The sequence below is a fragment of the Nostoc favosum CHAB5714 genome, assembly GCF_020829495.1.
GTDB classification, from domain to species: Bacteria; Cyanobacteriota; Cyanobacteriia; order Cyanobacteriales; family Nostocaceae; genus Nostoc; species Nostoc favosum.
Map to the genome: position 1 here is coordinate 1 of NZ_JAIVFQ010000049.1, position 26,838 is coordinate 26,838.

At 42.9% G+C, this 26,838-nt stretch carries 26 protein-coding genes and 1 other RNA gene; 18 read left to right on the forward strand and 9 right to left on the reverse strand.

Translation table 11 applies throughout. The features are described 5' to 3' along the window. Positions 1 to 332 (forward strand): hypothetical protein (locus LC586_RS24895; RefSeq protein ID WP_229487369.1); only part of this gene is annotated, 332 nt, incomplete at its 5' end. A gap of 88 nt (positions 333 to 420) precedes the next feature. Here the strand turns inward: LC586_RS24895 and LC586_RS24900 are convergent. From LC586_RS24900 to LC586_RS24915, 4 genes are all read right to left on the reverse strand, one after another. After that, complete coding sequence (locus tag LC586_RS24900; RefSeq protein WP_229487371.1) at positions 421 to 627, reverse strand: phycobilisome linker polypeptide; 207 nt, start codon at positions 625 to 627, stop codon at positions 421 to 423. Positions 628 to 850: 223 nt separating this feature from the next. Next, positions 851 to 1,339 (reverse strand): allophycocyanin subunit beta, encoded by a 489-nt coding sequence (gene apcB / locus LC586_RS24905; protein ID WP_229487373.1) that lies wholly within the window; start codon positions 1,337 to 1,339, stop codon positions 851 to 853. A 65-nt stretch (positions 1,340 to 1,404) separates the two neighbouring features. Next, entirely contained in the window at positions 1,405 to 1,890 is a 486-nt protein-coding gene (gene apcA, locus LC586_RS24910) for an allophycocyanin subunit alpha (RefSeq protein WP_229487389.1), read from the reverse strand. 514 nt (positions 1,891 to 2,404) lie between these two features. Next, on the reverse strand, positions 2,405 to 5,680 hold the full coding sequence (locus LC586_RS24915) for a phycobilisome rod-core linker polypeptide (protein ID WP_229487398.1): 3,276 nt from the start codon (positions 5,678 to 5,680) through the stop codon (positions 2,405 to 2,407). Between the two features lie 538 nt (positions 5,681 to 6,218). Between LC586_RS24915 and LC586_RS24920 the strand changes: the two genes are divergently transcribed. Further along, positions 6,219 to 6,749, forward strand: a complete 531-nt coding sequence (locus tag LC586_RS24920; RefSeq protein WP_229487400.1) for a hypothetical protein — start codon at positions 6,219 to 6,221, stop codon at positions 6,747 to 6,749. 109 nt (positions 6,750 to 6,858) lie between these two features. Here LC586_RS24920 and LC586_RS24925 read toward each other — a convergent pair whose 3' ends face one another. Then, positions 6,859 to 7,593 carry a 2-phosphosulfolactate phosphatase gene (locus LC586_RS24925; protein WP_229487401.1) on the reverse strand — a complete coding sequence of 245 codons (735 nt, stop codon included), beginning with the start codon at positions 7,591 to 7,593 and terminating at the stop codon, positions 6,859 to 6,861. Positions 7,594 to 7,779: 186 nt separating this feature from the next. Here LC586_RS24925 and LC586_RS24930 point away from each other — a divergent pair, with 186 nt between their 5' ends. The 12 genes from LC586_RS24930 (at position 7,780) to ssrA (ending at position 17,710) form a co-directional block, all read left to right on the forward strand. Continuing rightward, a complete protein-coding gene (locus LC586_RS24930) occupies positions 7,780 to 8,196 on the forward strand; it encodes a XisH family protein (RefSeq protein WP_229487416.1) in 417 nt (138 codons plus the stop codon). Beyond that, a complete protein-coding gene (locus tag LC586_RS24935) occupies positions 8,184 to 8,513 on the forward strand; it encodes a XisI protein (protein ID WP_229487425.1) in 330 nt (109 codons plus the stop codon). The genes LC586_RS24930 and LC586_RS24935 overlap by 13 nt, the downstream gene beginning before the upstream one ends. Before the next feature lie 245 nt (positions 8,514 to 8,758). Further along, positions 8,759 to 9,940, forward strand: a complete 1,182-nt coding sequence (locus LC586_RS24940) for a class I SAM-dependent methyltransferase (protein WP_229487427.1) — start codon at positions 8,759 to 8,761, stop codon at positions 9,938 to 9,940. Positions 9,941 to 10,469: 529 nt separating this feature from the next. Then, positions 10,470 to 10,910, forward strand: a complete 441-nt coding sequence (locus LC586_RS24945; RefSeq protein WP_229487608.1) for an ATP synthase subunit I — start codon at positions 10,470 to 10,472, stop codon at positions 10,908 to 10,910. 60 nt (positions 10,911 to 10,970) lie between these two features. After that, positions 10,971 to 11,732, forward strand: coding sequence for a F0F1 ATP synthase subunit A (atpB, locus tag LC586_RS24950; RefSeq protein WP_181984851.1), 762 nt, complete (start codon positions 10,971 to 10,973; stop codon positions 11,730 to 11,732). 149 nt (positions 11,733 to 11,881) lie between these two features. Beyond that, the gene (gene atpE / locus LC586_RS24955; protein ID WP_012411162.1) at positions 11,882 to 12,127 is read left to right on the forward strand and encodes an ATP synthase F0 subunit C; all 246 of its coding nucleotides are present in this window, start codon (positions 11,882 to 11,884) and stop codon (positions 12,125 to 12,127) included. Positions 12,128 to 12,449: 322 nt separating this feature from the next. After that, a complete protein-coding gene (locus tag LC586_RS24960; protein ID WP_185585924.1) occupies positions 12,450 to 12,881 on the forward strand; it encodes a F0F1 ATP synthase subunit B' in 432 nt (143 codons plus the stop codon). Between the two features lie 193 nt (positions 12,882 to 13,074). Continuing rightward, entirely contained in the window at positions 13,075 to 13,647 is a 573-nt protein-coding gene (locus LC586_RS24965; RefSeq protein WP_229487429.1) for a F0F1 ATP synthase subunit B, read from the forward strand. Beyond that, on the forward strand, positions 13,644 to 14,198 hold the full coding sequence (atpH, locus tag LC586_RS24970) for an ATP synthase F1 subunit delta (protein WP_229487431.1): 555 nt from the start codon (positions 13,644 to 13,646) through the stop codon (positions 14,196 to 14,198). Before LC586_RS24965 ends, atpH begins: the two co-directional genes overlap by 4 nt. 204 nt (positions 14,199 to 14,402) lie before the next feature. Then, on the forward strand, positions 14,403 to 15,923 hold the full coding sequence (atpA, locus tag LC586_RS24975; RefSeq protein WP_190911836.1) for a F0F1 ATP synthase subunit alpha: 1,521 nt from the start codon (positions 14,403 to 14,405) through the stop codon (positions 15,921 to 15,923). Between the two features lie 121 nt (positions 15,924 to 16,044). Then, entirely contained in the window at positions 16,045 to 16,992 is a 948-nt protein-coding gene (locus tag LC586_RS24980; RefSeq protein ID WP_229487439.1) for a F0F1 ATP synthase subunit gamma, read from the forward strand. A gap of 328 nt (positions 16,993 to 17,320) precedes the next feature. Further along, positions 17,321 to 17,710, forward strand: a transfer-messenger RNA (tmRNA) gene (gene ssrA / locus LC586_RS24985). 664 nt (positions 17,711 to 18,374) lie between these two features. Here the strand turns inward: ssrA and LC586_RS24990 are convergent. The 3 genes from LC586_RS24990 to LC586_RS25000 all read right to left on the reverse strand — a co-directional run bounded on the left by LC586_RS24990 (position 18,375) and on the right by LC586_RS25000 (position 20,169). Next, on the reverse strand, positions 18,375 to 18,938 hold the full coding sequence (locus tag LC586_RS24990; RefSeq protein ID WP_229487441.1) for an IS630 family transposase: 564 nt from the start codon (positions 18,936 to 18,938) through the stop codon (positions 18,375 to 18,377). 10 nt (positions 18,939 to 18,948) lie between these two features. Beyond that, positions 18,949 to 19,329: a helix-turn-helix domain-containing protein gene (locus tag LC586_RS24995; protein ID WP_229487443.1), complete on the reverse strand. Its 381-nt coding sequence runs from the start codon at positions 19,327 to 19,329 to the stop codon at positions 18,949 to 18,951. Between the two features lie 384 nt (positions 19,330 to 19,713). Then, positions 19,714 to 20,169 (reverse strand): helix-turn-helix domain-containing protein, encoded by a 456-nt coding sequence (locus LC586_RS25000; RefSeq protein ID WP_118167290.1) that lies wholly within the window; start codon positions 20,167 to 20,169, stop codon positions 19,714 to 19,716. Between the two features lie 1,192 nt (positions 20,170 to 21,361). Between LC586_RS25000 and LC586_RS25005 the strand changes: the two genes are divergently transcribed. Genes LC586_RS25005 through LC586_RS25015 form a run of 3 tightly spaced genes read left to right on the forward strand, consistent with a single transcriptional unit; the run spans position 21,362 to position 25,007 of the window. Continuing rightward, complete coding sequence (locus tag LC586_RS25005) at positions 21,362 to 23,101, forward strand: diflavin flavoprotein (RefSeq protein WP_229487445.1); 1,740 nt, start codon at positions 21,362 to 21,364, stop codon at positions 23,099 to 23,101. Positions 23,102 to 23,124: 23 nt separating this feature from the next. Next, the gene (locus tag LC586_RS25010; RefSeq protein ID WP_229487447.1) at positions 23,125 to 23,289 is read left to right on the forward strand and encodes a hypothetical protein; all 165 of its coding nucleotides are present in this window, start codon (positions 23,125 to 23,127) and stop codon (positions 23,287 to 23,289) included. Positions 23,290 to 23,294: 5 nt separating this feature from the next. Then, the gene (locus LC586_RS25015; protein WP_229487609.1) at positions 23,295 to 25,007 is read left to right on the forward strand and encodes a diflavin flavoprotein; all 1,713 of its coding nucleotides are present in this window, start codon (positions 23,295 to 23,297) and stop codon (positions 25,005 to 25,007) included. A gap of 150 nt (positions 25,008 to 25,157) precedes the next feature. Here the strand turns inward: LC586_RS25015 and LC586_RS25020 are convergent, their stop codons facing one another. Next, positions 25,158 to 25,412, reverse strand: coding sequence for a hypothetical protein (locus tag LC586_RS25020; protein ID WP_229487449.1), 255 nt, complete (start codon positions 25,410 to 25,412; stop codon positions 25,158 to 25,160). Between the two features lie 265 nt (positions 25,413 to 25,677). Here LC586_RS25020 and LC586_RS25025 point away from each other — a divergent pair, with 265 nt between their 5' ends. Further along, entirely contained in the window at positions 25,678 to 26,823 is a 1,146-nt protein-coding gene (locus LC586_RS25025) for a TIGR03032 family protein (protein WP_229487451.1), read from the forward strand. Positions 26,824 to 26,838 lie beyond the last annotated feature (15 nt).

The following is a 26,838-nucleotide window of genomic DNA, read 5'->3' on the forward strand; positions in this document are numbered from 1 at the left end:
GTCTCGGCGTTTTTTTGTGCCTTTTTTGCTCATTCTCAATCAATTTTAGCGATCGCAACACCTGTCTAGTTTCTCATGTTTCATATCTAGCAAGCTTTTTGCCGTTTTCTATCCGTCGAACTCACGTTGTTGAGCGTACGCATTTACTTGTTGAGCGTACGCATTTGCTTGTTGAGCGTACGCATTTGCTTGTTGAGCGTACGCATTTACTTGTTGAGCGTACGCATTTGCTTGTTGAGCGTACGCATTTGCTTGTTGAGCGTACGCATTTGCTTGTTGAGCGTACGCATTTGCTTGTTGAGCGTACGCATTTGCTTGTTGAGCATGTTTAACTTTTGATTTTCAAAAATCCTAGCCACAAAAAAGAGGTCTTTACTGACCTCTTACAAATTCTCTAAAATAATGTTTTATCTACAGCAATTAAATCAAGCCAGTATTAGCGCCTTGCTTACCAGTTGCTAGTTCTACCTTGATGATTGTGCCACCTGCTTTTTGAATGCGTTGCTGTTCACGGAACCAGTTTTCATAAGGAACTAGCTTAGTGAAGTAAGTATTTTGGAGTTCGCGTTGAGTACGAATTCTGGTTTGGCTGGGAACTAGAGCAGTAATTTTAAACAAACGGGCCATGTTTTGAAAATCTCCTGTAAATTTTGTGAAAACTTTTTTTATCTCAAAATCTTGAGTGCAAATCTTTTAATCATTCAAAGGCTGGAAATCAAACATCAATACTAGACCACCAACACTCATCAGTGATAATTTACCAAGATAAGCAATATAACGTTCTAGCACTCACGGCTGATTTCCAGACCTTAATAAAGTCGCACCTAAATTCTTAAGCGCAAACTAGTTCTTAGCTTAAGCCAGAAGAGATATAGTCTAAGTAAACACCCATTTCCTTACCAGCATCAGAACCAACCAAGCTAGCGGTTACTTCCTTGATTGCTTGGATAGCTTGCACGGTAGCACCAACAGGAACTCCTAAAGAGTTGTAGGTTTCCTTCAAGCCATTTAATACACGCTCATCCAAAATGGAAGGATCGCCAGCTAACATAGCATAGGTGGCATAACGGAGGTAGTAGTCCAAATCACGGATGCAAGCAGCATAGCGGCGGGTGGTATACATGTTGCCACCGGGACGGGTGATGTCAGAGTATAGCAAAGATTTTGCTACAGCTTCTTTAACGATCGCAGCAGCGTTAGCGCTGATGGTGCTAGCAGCACGTACTCGCAGTTCGCCAGTAGAGAAATAGCCTTTTAGCTTCTGTAAAGCAGAAGAGTCTAGGTATTTACCTTGAACGTCTGCGGAGTTAATTACAGCGGTAATTGCGTCTTGAGCCATGTTGTTAATTCCTTATTTCCAACCGTATTGCAATACTTGTGTTTCGCCAGAGAAACAGCATCACCCTATAGCAGGGCACCAACTAAGTAGTCGAAGTAAGTACCAGCTTCAGCAGCATCATCACCAGACAGCAATGTACTAGCTACATTCTTCAGTCCACGGATACCTTCAGCAACACCATCGATAGGAGTTCCCAAGGACTTGTACAGTTCACGGGCACCGATAACACCAATTTCTTCGATGGGGGTAACATCACCAGCAACGATACCGTAGGTAACGAGGCGGAGGTAATAATCTAGGTCACGCAGACAAGTCGCAGTCAATTCTTGACCGTAAGCGTTACCACCAGGAGACACAACATCAGGACGCTTTTGGAACAGTTGATCGCCAGCTTGTTTAACCAGGCGTTCACGATTTTCTGTCAAAACTTGAGCAATCCGCACACGGCGCTCACCACTAGCAACAAAGGATTTGATCCGATCCAATTCACCAGGGCTGAGGTAGCGAGCTTCTGCGTCAGCATTCACGATAGCTTTCGTGACGATACTCATTAATGGATTCCTCCAAATACGAATGAAACCAGGATTTGATTAAACTAGTGCGACTTTAAATTCGGTTCACTGAGTTTCTTTTCTCGTTCTTTTAGATACAACAGTTTAATAACTGTTACGGCTAATGAATTACGAGTTTTCTTGAGTCAACACAAGTAAACAAGCCTTGAAACTCAGTTACCTTCCGCAAAACATTTTCCGGCATTCTGTTGAGCATTCATTACTGCTCTTAACACTTTGTAATATTGTTTTTCAGAATTTCGGGTTTTAGCTGTAATCTGAGAGCAATATTACGAAAGGTTACGAAGGGGGCAGGGGGCAGGGGACACAACGACTTGCTCAGTGCATCGCTGGGGACTGGGGACACAACGACTTGCTCAGTGCATCGCTGGGGACTGGGGACACAACGACTTGCTCAGTGCATCGCTGGGGACTGGGGATTGGGGATTGGGGGAAGGGAGCAGGGGGCAGGGGACAGGAAATAATCTGTTCCCTATTCCCTATTCCCTGTTCCCTATTCCCTATTCCCTATTGAGAAGCGGTTATAAGGTACAACATCTTCACCGAAGTAGCGGCTATATTCTGGGCTATCGATTATTGCTTCTACAGCAGCCGACAAACCACTATCAGCTAGCAGATTGTTATACTGGCGAATTTCTTCCTGATCTGCGGGTGTACGCCCCAACAAGTGACGGAAGAGGAACTCAATCACCTTGGCATGAGGATAAGGTGATAAGAAGCGTTGGCGATAGATTTCGGAACTAGCTAGTTGACGCACAAACTCCCGCACGGAAATTTCACCATTCTGGAGTTTGCCCTCTAGGTCAGTACGGCGGAAATTATCAGGCACTTCACCGCTAAATACATCCAACACTTGACAGTAAATGGCGTTAATTGCCTGTTGTCTTTCGGCTTGGTTTGTGGTTTCAGTTAGACGGTAAATACGTGCATGTTTACGCACACTCACTTCCACAGATTGTCCGTTCCCATCGTTGTAGGAACGACCCAGTTCAGCAAATGAGAGCTGACCATTTGTTTGCGTTGCTATATCTGCGATCGCCTGTGTCAAAAGCGGCGTATCGCTAGCTCCAACGCGGGCTTGCACTGGCTTGAAGCTCGGTACAACTACCTCATCGTTTTGCTTGGTAAGCTGGTTATACAGCTTCTCTGTATTCGGGAAGTTTGCCGCAGGTAGGGTCGGGAAGCGACGGTAAGGCACCGTATCCTCACCAAATACCTCGTTATATTCCACACTATTTACTAAAGCAGCAATAAAGGCACGAATACCTTGAGTAGCCAAAATCTGGTTATACTTGCGGATTTCTGCTTGGTCTAGTGGCGCACGTCCCAAGAAGTGTTTGGTTCCCAACTCAATCACTTTGGTGTTGGGGTAAGGTGTGTAGAACTCTTTCAGGTAGAGGTTCGAGTAACCCAAACCTTCAATAAATTCCTTCACACTAATTTCGCCGTTACCCAGCTTGCTTTCCCATTTTGTAAATTCGTTTTTGGCGATATAGGGTGCAATATCCCGTTCAAAAATCTGACGATACGCAGCGCTGATCAAAGTTTTTACAGCAACTTTGTCACTGGTATTCGCCACTAACTTGAAGATTTTGGTTTGTTCGCGTTGCTTGCTGACGCCTTGGTTAATGCGGAACTGAATATCTGGTTCTGACCGATTTTCTGTGACTGTACCCAGTGTCACAAAGCTCGGCGTTACTTCCTTCTGAACTTTCGCCGCAACATCTTCACGAATACTACCAACGCGCAATTGTCGCCCTGATACACCACCTGGAGTTAGATACCGTTCGTAAGGAATTGTATCTTCACCAAATGCTTCGCTGTATTCTACGCTGTTAATAATGGCATCAACCACCGCGTAAAAGCCCTGTTTAGCAGCAATGTCAAAGTACTTGTTGATTTCTTGACGACCATAAGTAGGACGACCCAACAAGCGACGGTGAATATACTCGATCGCTTTACAAACATAGAGCGATGACCAGTACAGATTGCGGAATACATCTGACTTAGCCAAAGCACGGATAAACTCCCGTACAGAGATGTCGCCGTTTTCCAGCTTGATTTCCAATACCTTTGGGCGCTGACCTTCGTAAAGATCACGACCGAAAACTTGCAGGTAAGCAGCTTTAATCAGTGCTTGCGTGGAGCTTTCAGAGAATCTGACGCTAGAACCTTTGGCTGCTTTTCTACCAATAGTACCAGGCAGTTGATCTAACTTGAACACCTTGGGGCCAAGAGTACCAGGAGCTTCACCCCGCGCGTTAGGATTGCTATTTTGGTTATTAATCCCTGCCCCTTGGTGAATCAGGATGCGCTTGGTATCCTTGCCAAAAGGAGCCGGACGGGTGCTGGGGTTGCGAGTTTCTTTCGGGAAAATCGCCCCAAATTGAATTTCCAAGGGGTCATTACCAGAACCGTAAGGATGTTGGTCTGGTAGTGGTTGTTCGTAAGCAGCAAATGTGGTAATAAACTGAGGTATCTTGCGGAAAGGCGCACTGTAGTTGAACAGGTCTTGCTGCGGCCCCCAGTTGCGACATTCTTGTGCTTCTTGACCAAGACCCCGGAGGTAGGGTACTGTCTCTTCGCCAAAATAGTCGCCGTATTCAGCAGAATCTACTAAGGCATCTACTAAGGCTGGCAGACCACCGTTAGAAATAATCGAAAAGTATTTTTGTACTTCTTCACGGCTACTTGGCCCCCGTCCCAAAATGTGACGGAAAGCCAGTTCGATGACTCGGCTGTTAATAAAAGGCTGGTAAAACTGTTTTTGGTAAAGGGGAGATTTAGCTAGACGACGGACAAATTCCTTTACGGAGATGTCGCCATTTTTCACCTTAGATTCTAGGTCAGATATAGACAAGCTATAAGCACGGGTAATATCGCGCTCAAAGATTTGCCGATAGGTCGCTTTCACGACCTCATTTTTTTCGCTACTTGACAACCCAGTTTTCATTACAAACTTGGGACGCCGTTCTGAGGCATTAAAGTAAATTTGCGGCAGTTCCAACCCTTGCTGGTCGCTAGAAGGGCGTTGGCGGACTTTATTTGAAGGTGTGGCTGCTTTGAATTCTGTTAGCAAAACATCCATGTACTGAGACACAATCTCTGTAGCCTCAGCATCCTTGCGGAAAAAGGAAAGTGACCCGGCTTTGATTTCTTGCAAAGCTACTAGCGTTGCTTCACCAGAGCAGGCATTTTCAATTATTTCCCGCAAACCCCGTGTGTTCACCGCTATGATGTTGGGGTCGCCAGCAACGATCGCATAGGTAGCGTAGCGCAAGAACCAGGATAAATCCCGCAAGCTCTTGGCCATGTTACTTGGCCCATATCGAGCAATGTTAATTGGTCTGAAACCCGGAGGTGTCGGGCCACTGGGGGATGAGTTAAATATTGATCGTAAATTTTCTAGGAACCCACCACGACTTTCAACGTAGGTTACAGTTCCCAGTTGCATCCCTTGCTGAACATTCGCACCAGCACTAACAGGTACTATTTCTATTTCTCTGGGCTTTTCTAAAAAAGCCATTGGCGAACCACCGACAAAAATCCGGTTGGCAGCGCGAGATACAATAATCTCGGCATTATCCGTCAGCGTCTGGGAAATTTCTAGACGCTTTGCACCAGACGCAAAATAGCTTGCCAGTTCATCTAATTCACCACTTCCCAAAAAGCGGTCTTGCTGCTCGGCTTGGGTAATTGTCGCTACAGCTAGGGTTTGATATAGTTGCGGACGCGCAACTGAGCTTCCACCACTTGCCTTAACACTCATCGGATTTCTAAAACTCCCATCATAATCATTTATGTGTTAAGTCTGGGTCGCTTTGAGGCTTGACACATCGGTGTGTCTGTGCTTTATAAGCTTGAGAGTACTGCCTGCAAAACTGCCAGTAAATTAACCCGGTTAGCTTTTAGATTAGAACGTTTTGCGTTCTCAAAGCTGGTTTATTAAGAACTGTGTAGAACCTGTAGCTTAGATACATCCAGTCTTAAGAGTACATACTCTTGTTTGGCTGAGACAAAATCTAAGTTTTGTAACTATGTAATAGGGTAGGCATGGTCTACTGATGCCGAAAACCTCTATTTTGATGTTTGTGGCAGTGTCCACCCTACGATTATTACAACTTATACAAAATTTTAGTTGAAAGCAAATTGCTTACAGCAATGTCGGTGGACAGTAGTCATTAGTCGATGTTAAGTTGTTTTTGCTACTGGCAAATGAATATTAATAAATAACGTAACCTGGAAATAATTCTTATTTTGTGGTGGTTTAAGCATTTGCTATTAGCATTCTTAAACCGGAAAATACGATGCATAAAAGTTCTAAATTTAACTATTTATTTAATGCTACCCTGTCCGCGATCGCAGTTATTTTGGCTGTCACTCCTGCAAATGCGCTTCCAGAGCAAAATATCAGTACCGTTGTGAGGTGGGCAAAGACCAGACCTCAACTACCAACTCTGAGATACAACAGCGAAGCCCACGGCTACGACGGTACAAAGGGAAATTTATACTTTTATGCGGATGTCACTTCTCAAAATGGGATAGTGACTAAAGAAGGTATAACCGTTAGTGGTAGCGATCGCCTCAAATTCACCACAAAAAATGCCAATGCAGTGAAACTGTTACAAAATATTTATAATTCTAATATTGCTAATGACTTCCAGAAATCCCGATCTATCACCAAAGTTGGACGTGATCAGTATTATCGCGGACAAAAGTTTGCTTACATCGCTGCTGAGGTACAGGGTGGGTCATCATTGCAGATAATTCCCTTGAATAAGTTGCAAGAGTTTATAGATAATGCCAAATATTGCCAAACCAATCAGTGCGACGTTTAATTAAGGATTTTCAAGAAATAAACTAACCACAGAGACGCAGAGAACACAGAGAGAAGAAATAGAGAGGATTTTTGTGTCAGTTTTGGGATATTTTTTATTTGGAAGTCTCTTAAGCCTGTAGCCTGGAATCTACATAAGCATTATCAGTAAACAAAGGCACGCAATTACTAACGTTGTAAGCGGCGGACAGTTCAACATCTGACTCAAAACCTTTTTCAATCAACTCTTTACCCGAACTGCATTTTTTCAAGTACCCCAGTAAATCCTGCTGGAAAGCTTGAAATGTTGTCACAGCCACTTCGGCTTCTGGTGATAGACTGCCATCTAAATAACTGAGAATTGCCCCAGCACCAATTAAATCTTCAAATGCAGGGCGGAGGCTACCATCTTTTTTCCACCTTTCACCAGCAGGAATCACAGCGATTTTATAACCATACTTTTGAGCAAACTGTGCTACAGCTTGGCAATTTCGCAAGCAACCAGCCAAAGTTGGTGTATTCCCTGTATGTAAAGTCAGAAAAGAACCATTAGGTGAAGGTAAAACTAGTCTAGTTCCAGTAGGAATCTGAGTCACCGATTTTGGCGAGAGAGAATATCCAGTTGTAGTCCAACGTTGTCTATGACTTGCTAACTCTGCTTGTACTGACTTGGCATAATCTATGACAGATTCATCTCTCATTGCGTAGGGAAAAATTATCGCGCCGTTGTTGGTGGCAATTTCTACGCAGGTAGAAAAAGATAGAATGTCAACTATTACAATTACATCACTGATAGGAGCAAGTTGAGCAACTCCTTGTGGGCCCCACTCACAGCGTAAATGGAATTCTGATTGGTTGTAAATCATTAGGGGTATATTTAAACCCTGGTTGAGTTAGACTAGAAACAATAACATTGTATAAATAAATGCCAGACATATTGATCAATAATTTGATTTAGGTAAACTTTAATTAGAGTAAGATAGACCCCTGAATTAATCAACATTAATTTATGAGCCAAAATATTTATATTGTTATTAAATATTAATTTTATTATGCCATCTAAAGATATATTTCATCAATCTGTCCGCACTGCTTTAGAAAAAGATGGTTGGATGATTACCCATGATCCACTGCATCTAAAAGTTGATGATATTGAATTTTTTGTGGATTTAGGAGCAGAAAGAGTATTAGCAGCACAAAAACAAGGTCAAAAAATAGCTGTAGAAATTAAATCCTTTGTAGGTGCATCTGGAGTAACGGAATTTCATCTCGCTTTAGGTCAAACCCTGAATTATCGGCTAGCATTAAAAAAAGAAGAACCAGAACGCATTTTATATCTATCTATTAGCCAAGATACATACCAAGACTTTTTTTCACGTCAATTTATTCAAGATTCTTTAAAAGAATATCAAATTAAACTTTTAATATTTAATTCCTTAAGCCAGGAAATTGTTTTATGGAAGGAATAAATTACTCTCAAATCATTCAGGATATTTTAAGTAACCATTCCGCTAATGACGTGGCTAATGGCACAGAGGTTCAATTGTTGTTTGACGCAGAACGCCATCATTATCAAGTTTTAAATATTGGCTGGAAAGAACAACGGAGAATTTATGGAGTCATCATTCATGTTGATATCAAAGACAAAAAAATTTGGATACAAAGAGATGGTACAGAAATTGGCATCGCTAATGAATTAATTGCTGCTGGTGTACCTAAAGAAGATATTGTATTAGGATTTCACGCTCCTTATAAACGCCAATTTACTGACTTTGCTGTTGGATAAATAGCAGGAAATAAACAATAGTAATCTTTGCCCTAAGAGACCATTTATAAGGTAAACCTTAAATTGCCGGGTGCGTTAAAGCAGCGCCAGAGGCACCTGGAAATATGGTGCGTTACGGCTAAATTAGACTTTCTCAAACCCTCAAATTACTCAGCCGTAACATACTTTACTTAATATTTACTTTATAAATAGGCTCTAATCATCCACTATCCGCTAAACTCAGAAATGCTGCGTTATTCCTCATCATGTCCGATTCCCAAACTGTTAGTGCTGCTGTTGCCAAACTCTACAATACCTACCCCTTTCCGCCAGAAGCTTTGTTGGATGAACCACCTCCAGGTTACAACTGGCGCTGGAATTGGCTAGCTGCTCATAACTTCTGCACCGGTCAAAAACCCCAAAGGCAAGATATTCGGATTTTAGATGCAGGTTGCGGTACTGGTGTGAGTACAGAGTACTTGGTTCACCTCAATCCTCAAGCTTCTGTTGTGGGAATTGACCTCAGTACTGGCGCTTTAGCTGTAGCAAAAGAGCGTTGTCAGCGTTCAGGGGCTACCCGCGTTGAATTTCATCACCTCAGCTTGTTTGATGTGGAACAGTTACCGGGTGAGTTTGATTTAATTAACTGTGTTGGTGTTTTGCATCATACCTCCGATCCAATTCGTGGTATTCAAGCTTTGACCAAGAAGTTAGCCCCAGGCGGCTTAATGCACATTTTTGTCTATGGGGAGTTGGGACGCTGGGAAATTCAACTCATGCAAAAAGCGATCGCACTTCTCCAAGGTGACAAAAAAGGCGACTACCGCGATGGCGTCCATGTCGGACGACAAATATTCGCTTCTCTACCAGAAAATAACCGAATTGTCAAATACGATAAACAACGTTGGTCATTAGAAAACCACAAGGATGAAAACTTTGCGGATATGTACGTTCATCCCCAGGAAATTGACTACAACATAGAGACGCTGTTTGAATTAATAGATGCTTCGGGATTGGAGTTTATTGGTTTCTCGAATCCGAGTTTCTGGGATTTGGAGAGACTTTTAGGCAAAGCACCAGAGTTAGTAGAACGGGCAAAAGAATTGAGCGATCGCCAGCTTTACCGCCTGATAGAATTACTAGATCCAGAAGTAACTCATTACGAGTTTTTCCTCGGTCGTCCTCCCCTTATCAAAGCTGATTGGTCAGACGATAACGCCCTATTGGCAGCGATTCCCGAACTTAATCCTTGTATTGAAGGATTTCCCAGTCAATGTTTCTTTAATTACGATTACCAGATTGTTAATTTATCTGTACCAGAGTTTGAGTTTATGCAAAAGTGTGATGCAAATTCAACAGTTGCGGAGATTTTGGCAGGTGGGCAACTGGGATTAGATGGGGTAAGAACGCTTCTTCAGCAGCAGCTAATTTTATTGACACCTGCTTAATTACACTGGATTTCGATACTGGGTTAATATTCGTCAATTTATACTCGTAGTGATGAGCGATCGCCCATCACCACTTTTAGCAAATTAATGTAAATTAAGAAAGTGCCTAAGAAACTAGGGTATTGTACATCCCAAAAGTTGGAGCTTTCTGGAATTCAGCAGTGGTGCGATCTTTAATGACTTGCCGCTACTTTACGATTTCTGATTTGCGGTACGTTCATACGCTCCTCAAGCACCAGTTGATTCTATTGACACCAACTTACTTCAAACTTTGGAGGATAATTATTCACTCAAAAAAACTGGAATTGGAAGAAATTTTGAATTTTTAGGCAGTATTTATTGATTATTCGCCTACACACTCCCTCACATGATCAGCCGCTCTCTCGCTTCTGTGAGCGCGATTTTACTGACTGCCTGATGTTGACAAGAAGTTAATTGTTTTTTCCTAAAGTATTGTTACCGGATCGTGATATGATTCAGCTGACTGAATGTGCAGTCATCATATTTAACTGTACTGGTTTCAAGTCCCGTGAGCTTGTCAGACGAATCAATTGCGCCCACTCCGACAACGCAACAAGATGCTAAAACTGGTTCTGGAGACACAGAATCAGGTAACTCCATGCAAGAGTTCCATGAACTCTTCCAGCGATTGTTGGTAATCACGCTTGTCTTGACGGGGGTTATTTTTATCTCTGTGTGGATTTTTTATTCCTTAAACATTGCCCTAAATTATTTAATTGGGGCGTGTACAGGTGTGGTTTACTTAAAAATGTTGGCTAGAGACGTTGAGCAGCTCGGTAGTCAGAAAACCAGTCTGAGCAAAACTCGTTTTGCTCTCTTTATTGGAGTAATGATCGTGGCAACTCAATGGCGTGAGCTACAGATTCTGCCCATTTTTTTGGGATTTCTAACTTACAAAGCCACGCTCCTCGTCTATATGGTGCAAATTGCGTTCATTCCTGATTCTTAAAAAGTTAGGCTCACAAAGATAGTAATCCCATCCTCGCTCGTTGGGGAAAATGCTTGAAGAATGCAAATGCTTAGTGTCTTAAACGCCTTTAATTCTTTTCCCCTCGCCGCATTAGAAGTAGGACATCATTTCTATTGGCAGTTGGGCAATCTTAAAATTCATGGGCAAGTTTTTCTCACCTCATGGTTTGTGATTAGTATTCTAGTAGTGGCTTCAATAGCTGCTACTCGCAACGCACAAAGAATTCCCAAGGGCATCCAGAATTTGATGGAATATGCCTTAGAATTTATTCGTGATTTGGCAAAAAACCAACTTGGTGAGAAAGAGTACCGCCCTTGGGTGCCATTTATTGGCACACTGTTCTTGTTTATTTTCGTATCGAACTGGTCAGGCGCACTAATTCCCTGGAAGCTCATCAGGCTACCTTCGGGCGAATTGGCAGCTCCCACCAATGACATCAATACGACTGTTGCATTGGCATTGCTGACCTCCTTAGCGTACTTTTACGCAGGTTTTAGCAAACGGGGTTTAGGCTACTTTAAGAAATATATAGAGCCAACACCTGTTTTATTGCCGATCGCAATCCTAGAAGATTTCACCAAGCCCCTCTCCCTAAGCTTCCGGCTATTTGGTAATATTTTGGCGGATGAATTGGTAGTAGCGGTGCTGGTGCTGCTAGTTCCTCTATTTGTACCTCTGCCTGTGATGGCCTTGGGTTTATTTACCAGTGCCATTCAAGCCCTGGTTTTTGCCACCTTAGCCGGAGCATACATTCATGAGGCAATGGAGGGGCATGGCGGAGATGAACATGAGGAGCATTAAACTTCTCAGTTGATAGCACAGTTCCAAGAGCATATTCGCTCAAAACATCGCAAAGCGCGATCAAAGAACTCATGTGCAGCGTGAAAACCACGTTTCTAATTGTTAACGTAATGTCTGTTAGTTTTGTAATCAAAGCAAGGAAAATCAACATGGATCCATTAGTTCAGGCTGCTTCAGTTCTCGCTGCTGCTTTAGCGATTGGTTTAGCTGCAATTGGCCCTGGTATTGGTCAAGGAAATGCTGCTGGACAAGCAGTAGAAGGTATTGCTCGTCAACCTGAAGCAGAAGGTAAAATTCGCGGTACTCTGCTATTAACCTTGGCATTCATGGAATCCTTGACTATTTATGGTCTAGTAATTGCCCTGGTATTGCTGTTTGCTAATCCTTTCGGCTAATATCTGAAAATTTTTGTGAGTGTGGAGACGTGAATCATCACGCCTCTACAATCAAACAAAATATTTGGGGAATTTAGTCGTTCTGATGTAATTGATTATCAATTTTAGATTTTGGGTCGCACCTTTGGTGCGCTTCCAGCGCAACTTGGATTATCAAGAGTTTTCGGTACATGCCTCTGAGCGATGCCTGCTCTAAAATCCCAAATTGCCAATCTAAAATCCAAAATTACTTGACCCTTGTTGGCTATGGGTCTCTAAAATATGAAAGGTTGGATGACGTTGCTAGCCATGAAAACTGCTACTCCAGCCAAAGAGGAGAGAAATGTTTGATTTCGATGCTACCTTGCCCTTCATGGCATTGCAATTCCTGCTATTAGCAGCTTTGTTGAATGCAATTTTTTATAAGCCACTGACCAAGGTACTAGACGATCGCGATAATTATATCCGAACGAATACCCTTGAGGCGCGGGAGAGCTTGGCTAAAGCCGAGCGCTTGGCTACCGAATATGAGCAACAACTCGCAGACGCTCGCAGACAATCGCAAGCTACCGTAGAAGCAGCTCAACTTGAAGCTAAGAAAATTACTGCCGAAAAAATTGCTGAAGCCCAAAAGGAAGCTCAGTCTCAACGAGAACAAGCTTCTGTTGAAATAGAACAACAAAAGCAAGAAGCTTTTCGCACCTTAGAGCAACAAGTTGATGCTCTAAGCAGGCAGATTCTAGAAAAACTATTGGGGCCAACTCCAGTTAGATAAGCTAACTAGACTGGTTCTGTGAAAGCATACGCGCAACTGGGCCCTAGTCCAGAGCGCAAAATTTAAGTGTCAAATAAAGGCACTTTTTCCCTTCGGGGGAAAGATACTTAATTTCCTTACGGGGAAAAGATACTTAAATTTCCTTCCCTTGGGAAAAATACAACGTATTAGCAAGCGAGCAGCGCACTTGTAAATGGGTATCATGGGGACATTCTTATTACTTGCCGCAGAAGCGAACGCTGTTCACTCTGAATTGGCAGAAGGCGCAGGAGAAGGTGGTTTCGGTCTAAACCTAGACATTTTTGAAACCAATCTGATCAATCTAACGATTCTGGTTGGCATATTATTCTACTTCGGACGTAAAGTTTTAAGCAATATCCTGAACGAGCGACAATCCAATATTGCCACCGCAATTCAGGAAGCAGAAGGGCGCTTAAAAGAGGCTTCAACTGCGCTTTCCCAAGCGCAAGAGCAGTTGAAGCAATCTCAGGCAGAGGCAGAACGCATCCGCCAATCTGCCCAAGAAAATGCCCAAAAGGCGAAAGAAGCCTTGTTGGCGAAGGCAGTGCAAGACGTAGAACGCTTGAAACAAACAGCAGCAGCAGATTTAAACACCGAAACAGAGCGAGCGATCGCTCAACTACGGCAACGAGTTGCTACACTAGCATTGCAAAAAGTCGAATCGCAACTCAAAGGCGGGATTGCCGACGATGCTCAACAAAGTTTAATTGACCGCAGCATCGCACAACTGGGAGGCAATGTATGACAAGTCAGGTAGCGGCAGCCGAAGTAGCCCAACCTTACGCACAGGCACTTTTGTCAATAGCGCAATCGAAAAATTTGACAGAAGAGTTCGGGGAAGATGCGCGTACTTTCCTGGGACTGCTTAGAGGAGACAAACAGCTACACAATTTCTTCAGCAACCCGTTTATTCAGGCTGAGAACAAAAAAGCTCTCATCAAACAAATACTCGGTGAAGGCTCTAACCCCTACTTACGTAACTTTTTGTTGATATTAGTAGACAAACGCCGCATTGCATTCTTGGAATCGATTTTTCAACAATATCTGGCGCTGTTGCGGCAGCTGAATCAAACCGTATTAGCGGAAGTAATTTCAGCCGTTCCCCTCACAGAAGCTCAACAGCAGGCAATCATCCAAAAGGTCATTGCCATCAGTAATGCTCGCCAGGTAGAACTAGAAACCAAGGTAGACAGTGAGTTAATTGGTGGTGTGATCATTAAAGTAGGTTCGCAAGTAATTGATGCCAGTATCCGGGGTCAGTTGCGTCGCCTTTCATTGCGCTTAACTAATAGCTAGAAAGTTAGGAGTTAGAGAGACGCGATTAATCGCGTCTGTACAGGAGGTGGAGAGACGCGATTAATCGCGTCTGTTAGGAGTTAAGTAAATAGTAATTTATTTTGACTTTTAACTTGTAATTTTTGCATTTTTAACTCATCACTCCTAACTCTTAACTCCTAACTGAACTAATTTTTCCGTCTCCAAAGCAAACAAGATAGACACATGAGCATATCAATTAGACCTGACGAAATTAGCAGCATTATCCAACAACAAATCGAGCAATACGATCAAGAGGTCAAAGTTGCTAACGTTGGTACTGTCCTACAAGTAGGTGACGGTATTGCCCGGATTTATGGTCTGGAAAAGGCTATGTCTGGGGAACTTTTGGAATTTGAAGATGGTACAATTGGCATCGCCCAAAACTTAGAAGAAGACAATGTGGGCGCGGTGCTAATGGGTGAAGGGCTGGAAATTCAAGAAGGTAGTTCTGTAACTGCTACTGGTAGAATTGCCCAAGTACCCGTAGGAGAAGCCTTAATTGGACGAGTTGTAGACGCATTGGGTCGTCCCATTGATGGTAAGGGAGACATCAAGACTTCAGACAGCCGTTTGATTGAATCTCCAGCACCCGGTATCATTGCTCGTCGGTCAGTACACGAACCCATGCAAACGGGTATCACAGCTATTGACTCAATGATTCCCATCGGTCGTGGTCAACGGGAATTGATTATTGGCGATCGCCAAACCGGTAAAACTGCGATCGCAATCGACACAATCATCAACCAAAAAGAAGAAGATGTAATTTGTGTTTACGTTGCGATCGGTCAAAAGGCTTCCACCGTTGCTAACGTGGTGCAGACATTGCAAGAAAAAGGCGCGATGGATTACACCATCGTTGTCGCAGCTAGTGCCAGTGAACCAGCAACACTACAATACCTAGCTCCTTACACAGGCGCAACTATTGCTGAGTACTTTATGTACAAAGGCAAAGCTACCCTGGTAATTTATGATGATCTCTCCAAGCAAGCCCAAGCTTATCGCCAAATGTCACTACTGCTGCGTCGTCCACCCGGACGCGAAGCTTACCCTGGAGATGTATTCTACATTCACTCCCGCTTGCTAGAAAGAGCCGCCAAGCTGAGTGATGAATTAGGTAAAGGCAGTATGACCGCCCTACCAATCATCGAAACCCAAGCTGGTGACGTTTCAGCATACATCCCCACCAACGTAATTTCCATTACCGATGGTCAGATATTCCTATCTTCTGACTTGTTCAACGCTGGTATCCGTCCGGCTGTAAACCCAGGTATTTCTGTATCCCGCGTGGGTTCTGCGGCTCAAACCAAGGCAATGAAAAAAGTTGCCGGTAAGATTAAATTGGAACTAGCCCAATTTGACGACCTGCAAGCCTTCGCTCAATTTGCTTCTGACTTGGATAAAGCCACTCAAGACCAGTTGGCACGGGGTCAACGGTTACGCGAACTTCTCAAGCAGCCACAAAATTCGCCACTTTCAGTATACGAGCAAGTAGCAATTTTGTATGCTGGTATCAATGGTTACTTAGATGACGTTCCTGTAGATAAAGTCACAACCTTTACTCAAGGTCTGCGGGAGTACTTAAAGACTGGTAAAACCCAGTATGCCGAAGGAGTAAGAGCCTCCAAAGCACTAGGTGATGCAGAAGAAGCTGCCTTGAAGGAAGCACTTACCGAATACAAAAAGACCTTCAAAGCAGCAGCGTAATTAAAGTGAGGAGTGAAGAGTTAAGAGTTAAAAGTTAATGAAATACTCCTAGCTCTTAACTCCTAACTCCTGTACAGACGCGATTAATCGCGTCTCTACTCCTAACTCCTAACTCAAGAATATGGCCAATCTAAAAGCAATACGCGATCGCATTCAGTCGGTCAAAAACACCAAAAAAATCACAGAAGCCATGCGCCTCGTAGCGGCAGCTAGAGTGCGCCGGGCGCAAGAACAAGTGCTAGCGACTCGCCCCTTTGCCGATCGCTTGGCACAAGTATTGTATGGTTTGCAAAGCCGCCTGCGGTTTGAAGAAGCAAACCTGCCACTGCTGAGAAAAAGAGAAGTTAAGTCAGTCGGGCTATTGGTAATTTCAGGCGATCGCGGTCTATGCGGCGGCTACAATAATAACGTTATCCGTCGTGCAGAAAACCGCGCCAAAGAAATCAAGGCAGAAGGTTTAAACTATCAATTTGTGTTAGTCGGACGCAAAGCTACGCAGTACTTTCAACGCCGAGATCAGCCTATTGATGCTACCTATAGCGGCTTAGAGCAAATTCCCACCGCAGCAGAAGCCAATCAGATTGCCGACCAACTACTTTCCTTGTTCCTTTCGGAAGAAGTTGACCGCATCGAATTAATCTACACCAGATTCCTTTCCTTGGTTAGCTCCCGTCCTGTGATACAAACCTTACTGCCCCTCGATCCGCAAGGACTAGAAGCAGGCGATGACGAAATCTTCCGCTTGACAACCCGTGGTGGTAAATTTGAAGTCGAGCGGGAGAAAGTGACTAACCAAGTCCGCACGTTGGCTCCTGACATGATTTTCGAGCAAGATCCAGTGCAGATTCTCGATTCTTTGTTGCCCCTGTATCTGAGTAACCAGCTATTGCGAGCGCTGCAAGAATCGGCGGCTAGTGAACTAGCAGCCCGGATGACAGCCATGAGTAATGCTAGTGAAAATGCTGGTGAATTGATTAACACCCTCACCCTGTCTTACAACAAAGCCCGACAAGCTGCAATTACCCAGGAACTCCTAGAAGTTGTTGGTGGTGCTGAAGCACTAACTTAGGGTATAGCTAATTATTTATTTGTAGTGCGTTGTAATATATAGCCAATTGCTAATTATTTTAAGATTAGCAATTGGCTATTTTTAGTATTTGAGACTTTGATAGATGACATTAACGGCATACGGGGGTTTGGACGCGACGAATTTATGATGTGTTTACGGGAAAACGGCTACAAAGACATCACCCTATGCGCCAACTATACTGATGGTCTAGAGCCAAGTTCCTATAAAGATACCATGTGTTTCTCAGTAGTACTGACATGAACCAAAAATTTTTTGCCCGATAACACATTTTCAAAACCGCGTATTATAATTAGATTATGAAGCGCATGGGTCCGTCACGGTTTCGACAGGTTGGCGAACGCTGCTCTGTGATTCAGGTCGAGAGTGAGTCTCCTCTCGGAAATCAAAGGCTCGAAAAAAAAGTAAATGCGAATAACATCGTTAGATTTGCTCGTCGGGAAGCTCAAGTAGCTGCCTAAACACCTCTTACAGGTTCGAGCGTCTTTAGTTTGACTCCGTTAAGGACTGAAGACCAAACCCCAACGGATGCTCTAGTAAGCGTTCTCTGGTTGGCTTGCTAGCTAAGATTAAATCAGAGCATCCTACGTTCGGGATAATGAACGATTCCCGCCTTGAGGATCAGAAAGGCTAAACCTGTGAATGAGCGGGGGGTTAATACCCAATTTGGACAGCAGTTCGACTCTGCTCGGATCCACTAAAAATAACTAACTAGTCCGCCAAACACTTTAATGTTTAGGTGGATTTTGTTTTATAAGAAGAATTCAGAACTTAGGAGCAAAGCCGGAGACGCTGCGCCTCAGGTCAGAATTCAGTATGAATTTTGTACGACTCGCTGGCGCAGGCTCAACTCTTGAAGAGGCTGCACCAACCAGTCCGCGTCCCTTGCGCGTCTAGTAGAGAGCGTCTAAATATTGGTTTAAAACCGTACTTCGTCTTGCTACGCGCTTTCGCTCCTGACGATGCCCTGAGCAAGCCGTTGGGTGGGCGAAACTAGCATTAAAAATTTTCGCATTAAAACTCTATCCCTTTATGGGTCAATACGCTTGGGTTAAGAAGAATAGTAGGTTGGGTTGAGCATAAGCTTTACCTAACAAAGGCTTGATAATGTTAGGTTTCGTTCCTCAACCCAACCTACGCCGATTTAGTTTTTAACCTTAACTAAACCGTATTGCTTTATGGGTAGAGTATTCATCAATTCTGAATTCTGTATTCTGACTCCTGTTTATTACGCAAAAGTGTCCCTCTCCGACGGGCTACCGTGTATACACAAGTCGAGTTGGGAATCAAATGGACAGAAAAGAACGGAAAATTATTTTTAAAACCTTTGATTTTCCGTTATACCTCTATCAATATAGCGGTTCTCAGTTGGGTGCAATACAATAGCCACAATGTTTAAACCAACCAACAATATCACTTAAATTAATAGTTTCTAAAGCATCTGTAATAGCTTTATCTAAATCGGGGTAAGTTCTCGTTTCTTGTGAACGTAAAAATTCTTTAACTTTTGACCAAAAGTTCTCGATTGGAGAAAAGTCTGGTGAGTAGGGTGATAAATAAATGAGATGGGCACCAGCAGATTCAATAGCTTCTTTGATACCTGCGACTTTGTGAGAGCTAAAATTATCCATTACTACACAAGCTCCCTCCCATAAATTAGGCACTAAAACTTGGTTAATATAAGTTTCAAATGCATTTTTATCATTTCCACCCTTAAAACTCATTGCCGCAACAATTCCACGCATTGCGATCGCTCCAACTATAGTTACATTTTTACCCCGTTTATCTGGACGAGAGCCATGTGCTCTTTTCCCCTTTAACGCCCTAGCATACAGTCTGGTCATAGCTATATTCACCCCAGATTCATCAACAAAAACCAAATTATTCAAGTCAAATGTACGAATAATTTCCCAAAACTCTTGTCTCAATTTTTTTACTCTATCCGTATCCTGCTCCGCTGCGTGTAAGGTTTTTTTTTCGGGTCAATTTGAGCTTTTGTAACGTTTTACTCATTCCTGAGCGACTAATTTTTACCTGAGTTTTCAACTCCATTTGTACGCATAATTCTTCCAGAGTGCTATCATTATTCTCTTCTACCAATTTTTGTAAAACTGGATAATGTTCCTCTCTTATTTTGGGTGGATTACCACTTTTATAGGGTAATGGTTCTATACTTCCTGTGTCTAAATAGCGTCCTAGTAACGTTTGTATAAAACTGAGACTTACATGAAAGCGTTTTGCCAGCTTTCGATATGAACCTTCTCGATTCCGAAAAGCATCAATAATTTTTTGACGCAGGTCTTGGTCGTAAGCTTTCATAAAAATCTGATTAATACACGCTAGTCAAATGTTACCAAAGTGTGTTGGACTCAACCGAGAACCGCTATAATCTATCTGACACTATTGATAATCAGCAAGATTTAACTCAAAACCTTGCCCAATAAAGCTTGTATCTCACCAGGCAAGGATTTTAGGACTTGTGTATACACCGTAGCTCCGACGGGGGAGAGGGACAGACTTGAATAAAAGTTCAAGACAGGGAGAGGTTTATCGAACTCATGTTAATTAGGACTTACGCAAAATATCTCTCAAACTCTGATTTCTCCGTGTCGCGCCAGTTGCTTCAAGTCGGGGAACCGCAAGGGCGCACTGGCTTCTCTGCGCCTCTGCGGTTCGTTATTCCGTAACTCGTGGTAAGTCCTATTAATTATTCTGTTCTTGGGGTTGTTTGCGTGCGCTTCCAAACCTCCTTCCCCTTTTTTTAAGTACCCGTCGTAATCGATCTGCACTCAAGTTGACTTGACGCTCAGATGCCAGTTTATTTGCTAATTGTTTAGAGTTATAAGTCTGTGACTCTTGAGCTAAACAATTTTCTAAATAAGCCAAGTCTGATTCCGAATATCGGGGTTTTCCTCCTCGACCAGGAGCATCCCAAAGACCTGCTAAACCCATCTTTTCCCAGCGATGAAGGGTTTGACGTACTGTTGAAATCGCCCAGTTCAAGCCTTTAGCAATTTGCTCATTTTTTAAGCCACGAGTATTCAGCAGTAAAACTTGAGCACGATCCTTGGTACGTTGTGGAACATCTTTGGCTTTTCTTAACTCTTCTAAAGTCAGCTTTTGTTCGTCAGTTAGAAAGACTTTTAATCGGCATCCCATAAACAATAACCTTTTACACAGTCAGTCAATTTTTGCCATTTTTTTATGTCTATTCACGCCTATATACTTAATTGCTTACGTATTTAATAGCACGTTTTAAAAGCTGAACTATAAGCATTAAGGATGTCGGCGTCTAAAAGGCTGCTACGCGAGAAGTATTGGCTTGTGAACACGTAATCATTGTTTGCAATTTATCATCGAGAATGGATTTTTATAAAAAGTTAAGTACATCATAAATGACACCATTAACATGTATAGGCAAATTTCTTAGATAGTCAGAAGCTGTAGCTTTCAGCTATGACAATAAGAATTTATTGGCGTTGTCCTGATTAATGTTTAAAGCCCATAATCAAGGACTGTATCATTAAATTTATTAGATTATTCGTATGCTTACGGAGATTTATCGAAACTTTAAAAATGATTTGTAAGCTAGTTTACATTTGAATAGCCAGGAAAAGATATACAAGCCTAGTTTCTTTTTATCCTCGTCATCTATGGAAATTTGTCTTCATTATCTCCATACAAATATTTGTTTTCTCGGCTTTACATAAAGTTTATATTTCACATGACAATATTCTTGGTTGAGACAAAAATATATTATATATCCATTATAAAAAACAGTGCTAACAGGTTATTTGATGCGCGATGAAAACGGAGATAAAGTTTTTATTACTTTTCCTACCTTTCCTACTTTTCCTACCTTTCCTACTTTTCCTACCTTTCCTACTTAATAAAAAAGGGTTTTATAAAAAAGTAACTTTTGATGATTGATAGATGATTGATATTTAAATCTATTCTATTAATACCTCGATTTTGCGACATCTCAATATTTTATACCACAATTATAAAATATGTTTGTGAACCCTGTTATTTCCTTAGCATTCATACCTCATGTCAAAAAAAAGGTTACAATAAAAGTTCTGGATATGTTATTTAAATTTTTAATATAATAAGTATGGTCTTTTTGAATTAGGATAAAATCAAATAAATAGCAAAATCAAATACTCAGTAAATCCTGAGGAATAAATTAATATTTAGTATATTTTTTGAGTCATAATTTTTGCTAAAAAACAGCAATAATTGATACAAGTTAAATTTTTCAAAAACTGATATTCATTACAACTTAAAAAAAAAATAATAGGGACAATGGGGGCAGAAGAAAAACCTGTTAATTTGCGCTTGGAGACGAATAATGGTAGCGATGTCTACGACCGGCTACGCCCACGCAGAGAACGTTCAACATCGGCTAACTATACAAACTGTAGAAATTGCCCCTAACACAACGGCGATTCGCTCTCTTGATTGGGACCGCGATCGCTTCGATATCGAATTCGGACTGCAAAACGGCACAACCTACAATTCATATCTAATTAGGGGTGAACAAACAGTTTTGATTGATACTTCTCACCAGAAGTTTCGCGATCTGTATTTAGAGACTCTAAAAGGTCTTGTCAACCCCAAAACAATTGATTACATAATTGTCAGCCACACAGAGCCAGACCATAGCGGCTTAGTAGAAGATGTTCTTCAGTTAGCTCCTAGAGCTACCGTTTTAGCATCAAAAGTTGCGCTTCAGTTTTTAGAAGGCTTAGTTCACGATCCTTTCTCAAAGAGGGTTGTAAAAACCGGCGATCGCATAGATATCGGTAAAGGTCACGAAATGGAATTCGTGAGTGCGCCTAACCTGCACTGGCCGGATACAATCTTTAGCTTTGACCGCAAAACCCAAATTCTCTACACCTGTGATGCTTTTGGGATGCATTTTTGTGACGATCGCACCTTCGACGAAGATTTAGAAGCGATCGAAGCTGATTTTAGATTTTACTACGATTGCTTGATGGGCCCTAACGCTCGTTCGCTGCTGAATGCGATGAAGCGGATGGGTGATCTTGGAAAGATTAATATTATCGCCAACGGTCATGGCCCATTATTATACCACCATTTAGATGTTCTAACCGGGTGCTACGAAAATTGGAGCCAAAAACAAGCTAAAGCAGAAACAACAGTTGGCTTGTTTTTTGTCTCAGATTACGGCTATGGCGAACGCCTCGGTCACGCAATTGCCGAAGGTATACTGAAAACTGGCATTGGGGTAGAAGTACTGGATCTGAGTACTGCTGAGAGCCAAGAAATTCAAGAACTAGCTGGGAGAGCATCTGGCATCATTATTGGTATGCCCCCGACTACTTCCGCCGCCGCCCAAGCTAGTATCAGTTCGGTGCTAGCTGTCGCCAAGAACAAGCAATTTATTGGGCTGTTTGAATGTTACGGTGGGGATGATGAACCCATTGATACACTCCGCAGACAATTTCTTGACTCTGGCATCAAAGAAGCTTTCCCACCCATTCGGATTAAAGAGGCTCCCACCGCATCTACATTCCAGTTGTGTGAAGAAGCGGGTAAAGACATCGGACAATTGCTGGTGCGCGATCGCAACATCAAGCAAATCAAGTCCCTTGATGTCAACATGGAAAAGGCATTAGGTCGGATTAGCAGTGGACTGTATATAGTCACCACTAAAAAAGATAATGCCTCAAGTGCAATGCTGGCATCCTGGGTAACGCAAGCGAGTTTGCAACCCTTAGGATTGACAATTGCCGTTGCTAAAGACCGCGCCATTGATTCCTTAATGCAAATAGGCGATCGCTTCGTCCTCAACGTTTTGGAAGAAGGCAATTATCAAGAACTCAAGAAACACTTTCTCAAGCGCTTGCATCCCGGTGCTGACCGATTTGCTGGGGTGAAAACTCAAACCGCGAAAAACGGTTCCCCAATTCTAACTGATGCTCTGGCATACATGGAATGTGAAATACAGAGCAGCATGGAATGCAGCGACCACTGGATTTTATACTGCACCGTCCAAGAAGGTCGTGTCTCCAAAAACGATGGATTGACAGCCGTTCGCCATCGCAAAGTAGGTAATTACTACTAAAGATTGGGCATGGGGCATAGGGCATGGGGCATGGGGCATGGGACATAGGGAATGAGTTATTTTCCCTGTCTCCCTTATCCCCCTTATCTTCCCCAATGCCCAATTCCCAATTCCCAATTCCCAATGCCCAATGCCCAATGCCCAATGCCCAATGCCCAATGCCCAATTCCCAATTCGCCAACTTTTAACAGCTATGACCAATTCCAAGCCACGCGACGTACAAGTTTTACCAATTGCTACAAATACTAAGGCGATCAAAGCACGTAGTTGGTCACGTCTGCGGTTTGAAATTGAATATGCACTTGAAAGAGGTACTACCTCCAATTGCTATTTAATTGAAGCTGATAAAACCGCACTTATCGATCCACCGCCAGAAAGCTTTACCGAAATTTATTTAGAGGCATTGCGGCAGACTTTAGATTTGCAAAGTTTGGATTATATAATCCTGGGTCATTTTAGTCCCAATCGAGTTGCAACCCTCAAAGCAATTTTAGAACTAGCACCACAGGTAACTTTTGTCTGTTCTCTTCCCGGTGCGAACAATTTGCGTGCTGCTTTCCTAGATCATGATTTGAAAGTCTTGGTGATGCGGGGGAAAGAAACTCTGGATTTAGGCAAGGGTCATGTTTTGAAATTCTTGCCCACTCCCAGTCCGCGTTGGCCGGAAGGACTTTGTACCTACGATCAGCAAACCCAAATTCTCTACACAGATAAGTTATTTGCAACTCATCTCTGTGGTGATGAAGTGTTTGATGATAACTGGGAAGCGCTTAAAGAAGACCAGCGTTATTACTTTAACTGCCTAATGGCTCCCCAAATTCCTCATGTGCAAGCAGCTTTGGAGAAAATCTCAGATTTGCAGGTGAGAATGTATGCTGTGGGTCATGGGCCCTTGGTACGCACCAGCTTAATCGAACTCACTAAAGCTTATGCAGAGTGGAGCCGTTCTCACAACGATCGCGAGATTTCTGTTGCCCTACTTTATGCTTCAGCTTACGGAAATACGGCGACTTTAGCACAAGCGATCGCTCTGGGACTAACTAAAGGTGGAGTTGCAGTCAAATCGATTAACTGTGAATTTGCTACTCCTGATGAAGTTCGCATCAACCTAGCACAGTCAGAGGGTTTTATCATTGGTTCTCCTACCATCGGTGGTCATGCGCCAACTCCCATTCATACAGCTTTAGGTATTGTGCTATCAAGCGGTGACAATAGCAAACTCGCTGGGGTTTTTGGTTCCTACGGCTGGAGTGGCGAAGCATTTGACTTAATTGAAGGTAAACTCCGGGATGCTGGATATCGCTTTGGTTTTGACACCCTGAAGGTGAAGTTTAAACCTGATGATGTCACTCTCAAATTCTGTGAAGAACTAGGTACTGACTTTGCCCAAGCACTGAAAAAGGCTAAAAAGGTACGCGTACCACAACAAGCGGCTACTCCAGTAGAACAGGCTGTTGGTCGGATCGTTGGTTCCGTCTGCGTGGTGACAGCTAAACAAGGAGAAGTGTCTACCGCAATGTTAGGCGCTTGGGTTTCTCAAGCCACCTTCAACCCACCCGGATTAACTGTTGCGATCGCCAAAGACCGAGCGATCGAATCTTTGATGTATCCAGGCGGTAAGTTTGCCTTAAATATTCTACCTGAAGGCAATCATCAAGATTACATGAAGCATTTTCGTAAATCTTTTGCGCCTGGAGAAAACCGATTTGCCAACTTTAGTACAGCAGTTGCAGATAACGGCTGTACCGTTCTCACCGACGCTCTAGCATATTTGGAATGTTCAGTCAACCAACGTCTGGAATGTGGCGATCACTGGGTTGTGTATGCAACTGTGGATGAAGGTAAATTACTCAAGCCTGATGCTGTGACTGCCATTAACCATCGCAAAACCGGCACTCATTATTAAATAGTGAGACATTTAACTTAGGGGAAGCGCTTTAGCTTAAATATAAGCAAGGCAAAGCGTTTTATGACAAAAATTCTCTTTTTTATTGTGGGATGGACAAGATGTCCATCTCATTTTTTTGTCAAGATGCAGAGTCCGCCCAAGAGAATTTTAGTTATTGACTAAGTACAGCATTTTATTAATTCGTAGCGAATTAAATTTGGCAATACCCTGCAATGCCAATGCATTGACTGACAATGCCAATGCATCGACTGACAATGCCAATGCATCGACTGACAATGCCAATGCATCGACTGACAATGCCAATGCATCGACTGACAATGCCAATGCATCGGCTAACAATGCCAATGCATCGACTGACAATGCCAATGCATCGGCTAACAATGCCAATGCGTCCCCTTGCATTAAAAACGCTACGATTTTACGCAAAGCTGTACTAAGCTATCTATCTTTAGACAGATATTGGAAGTTTTAAGTTTTAGATTACATAAAATATACTTTTATGTTACAAAAACATCTATTGTTTTAAAAGGACTCCGAGAATACTCTGGTAGATTCCTGAAATGAGCAACCACTGGCTACGAAATGTGTCGAGTGCGATCGCTCAAAGCAGATGACGGAACCTCTATTGCTGGTATATTGCGTAGCTTAGTCCAAGAGTAGGAGCATCGTGCCCTGCGGCGAAATTATCACCGACCGAACACCAGAGTTATTAAGGAGTCAAAACCAAGTGAATCCCAATGAAAGCACCATTAACAAACCATCTTTAGAAATCAATGCTTCTCGTCAGTTTACTGCTTGGCTGTATGAGCAAAACCTCAGTTTGTCCTTCACTACCTATCAAGCGGGGAAGTTATTCTTTATCGGCTTGCAACCAAACGGCAAATTATCTGTATTTGAACGTAGCTTTGAGCGATGCATGGGGTTGTATGCCAATGGCAGCAGCCTCTACATGAGTTCCCTGTACCAACTGTGGCGATTTGAAAATATCATCCAACCCGGACAAAACCACCAAGGCTACGATGCTCTTTATTTGCCCCAGATGAGTTATGTGACGGGAGATTTGGATATTCACGACATCGCTTTGAGTAGAGCAGAAGAAGATTTAAACTCACAAAAATTAGTATTTGTCAATACCTTATTTAGTTGTTTGGCAACAGTCAGCGAAACCCACAGTTTCGTTCCCTTATGGCAACCAACCTTTATCAGCAAGCTAGCGGCAGAAGATCGATGTCACCTGAATGGGTTGGCAATGCAGCAAGGAAAACCCAAATACGTCACTGTCGTCAGCCAGTCAGATGTGGGAGAAGGCTGGCGGGAGCATCGGGCAAATGGCGGCTGTGTCATTGACGTAGAAAGCAATGAAATCGTGTTGCAGGGGTTGTCTATGCCCCACTCCCCCCGATGGCATCAGGAAAAACTCTGGCTGCTCAACTCAGGCGCGGGAGAGTTTGGCTTTGCCGACTTAAACCGGGGAGTGTTTGAACCAGTCGCCTTCTGTCCGGGATATCTGCGCGGTTGTGTTTTTCATGGCGACTTTGCGGTAGTGGGAATTTCCCAACCCAGGCATAACAAGACCTTTAGCGGCTTACCCCTAGACGAGAAATTGCAACAGAAAAACGTTGAGCCTCGCTGTGGGTTACTAGTGATTGACCTGAGAAGCGGCGATATTGTCCATTCCCTGCGAATAGAAGGGGTGGTACTGGAATTGTACGACGTGGTAGCACTTTTGGGGGTACGTCGTCCAATGGCGATCGGATTTCGCAGCGACGAAATTCGGCGGGTAGTGACGGTGGGATCGGATCAAAATTTATAATTCAGAGGAATCAAC

Excerpts from the sequence above, each read along its gene's own strand:
- LC586_RS24995 (WP_229487443.1), bottom strand. The coding sequence starts at position 19,329 with ATGAAAGCTTACGACCAAGACCTGCGTCAAAAAATTATTGATGCTTTT.
- apcB (WP_229487373.1), bottom strand. The coding sequence starts at position 1,339 with ATGGCTCAAGACGCAATTACCGCTGTAATTAACTCCGCAGACGTTCAA.
- LC586_RS24965 (WP_229487429.1), top strand. The coding sequence starts at position 13,075 with ATGGGTATCATGGGGACATTCTTATTACTTGCCGCAGAAGCGAACGCT.
- LC586_RS25010 (WP_229487447.1), top strand. The coding sequence starts at position 23,125 with ATGGGGCATGGGGCATGGGACATAGGGAATGAGTTATTTTCCCTGTCT.
- LC586_RS25005 (WP_229487445.1), top strand. The coding sequence starts at position 21,362 with ATGGTAGCGATGTCTACGACCGGCTACGCCCACGCAGAGAACGTTCAA.
- LC586_RS24915 (WP_229487398.1), bottom strand. The coding sequence starts at position 5,680 with ATGAGTGTTAAGGCAAGTGGTGGAAGCTCAGTTGCGCGTCCGCAACTA.
- atpE (WP_012411162.1), top strand. The coding sequence starts at position 11,882 with ATGGATCCATTAGTTCAGGCTGCTTCAGTTCTCGCTGCTGCTTTAGCG.
- LC586_RS25000 (WP_118167290.1), bottom strand. The coding sequence starts at position 20,169 with ATGGGATGCCGATTAAAAGTCTTTCTAACTGACGAACAAAAGCTGACT.
- LC586_RS24925 (WP_229487401.1), bottom strand. The coding sequence starts at position 7,593 with ATGATTTACAACCAATCAGAATTCCATTTACGCTGTGAGTGGGGCCCA.
- LC586_RS24960 (WP_185585924.1), top strand. The coding sequence starts at position 12,450 with ATGTTTGATTTCGATGCTACCTTGCCCTTCATGGCATTGCAATTCCTG.
- atpA (WP_190911836.1), top strand. The coding sequence starts at position 14,403 with ATGAGCATATCAATTAGACCTGACGAAATTAGCAGCATTATCCAACAA.
- apcA (WP_229487389.1), bottom strand. The coding sequence starts at position 1,890 with ATGAGTATCGTCACGAAAGCTATCGTGAATGCTGACGCAGAAGCTCGC.
- LC586_RS24900 (WP_229487371.1), bottom strand. The coding sequence starts at position 627 with ATGGCCCGTTTGTTTAAAATTACTGCTCTAGTTCCCAGCCAAACCAGA.
- LC586_RS25020 (WP_229487449.1), bottom strand. The coding sequence starts at position 25,412 with ATGCAAGGGGACGCATTGGCATTGTTAGCCGATGCATTGGCATTGTCA.
- LC586_RS24980 (WP_229487439.1), top strand. The coding sequence starts at position 16,045 with ATGGCCAATCTAAAAGCAATACGCGATCGCATTCAGTCGGTCAAAAAC.
- LC586_RS24935 (WP_229487425.1), top strand. The coding sequence starts at position 8,184 with ATGGAAGGAATAAATTACTCTCAAATCATTCAGGATATTTTAAGTAAC.
- atpB (WP_181984851.1), top strand. The coding sequence starts at position 10,971 with ATGCAAATGCTTAGTGTCTTAAACGCCTTTAATTCTTTTCCCCTCGCC.
- atpH (WP_229487431.1), top strand. The coding sequence starts at position 13,644 with ATGACAAGTCAGGTAGCGGCAGCCGAAGTAGCCCAACCTTACGCACAG.
- LC586_RS24940 (WP_229487427.1), top strand. The coding sequence starts at position 8,759 with ATGTCCGATTCCCAAACTGTTAGTGCTGCTGTTGCCAAACTCTACAAT.
- LC586_RS25015 (WP_229487609.1), top strand. The coding sequence starts at position 23,295 with ATGACCAATTCCAAGCCACGCGACGTACAAGTTTTACCAATTGCTACA.
- LC586_RS24920 (WP_229487400.1), top strand. The coding sequence starts at position 6,219 with ATGCATAAAAGTTCTAAATTTAACTATTTATTTAATGCTACCCTGTCC.
- LC586_RS24930 (WP_229487416.1), top strand. The coding sequence starts at position 7,780 with ATGCCATCTAAAGATATATTTCATCAATCTGTCCGCACTGCTTTAGAA.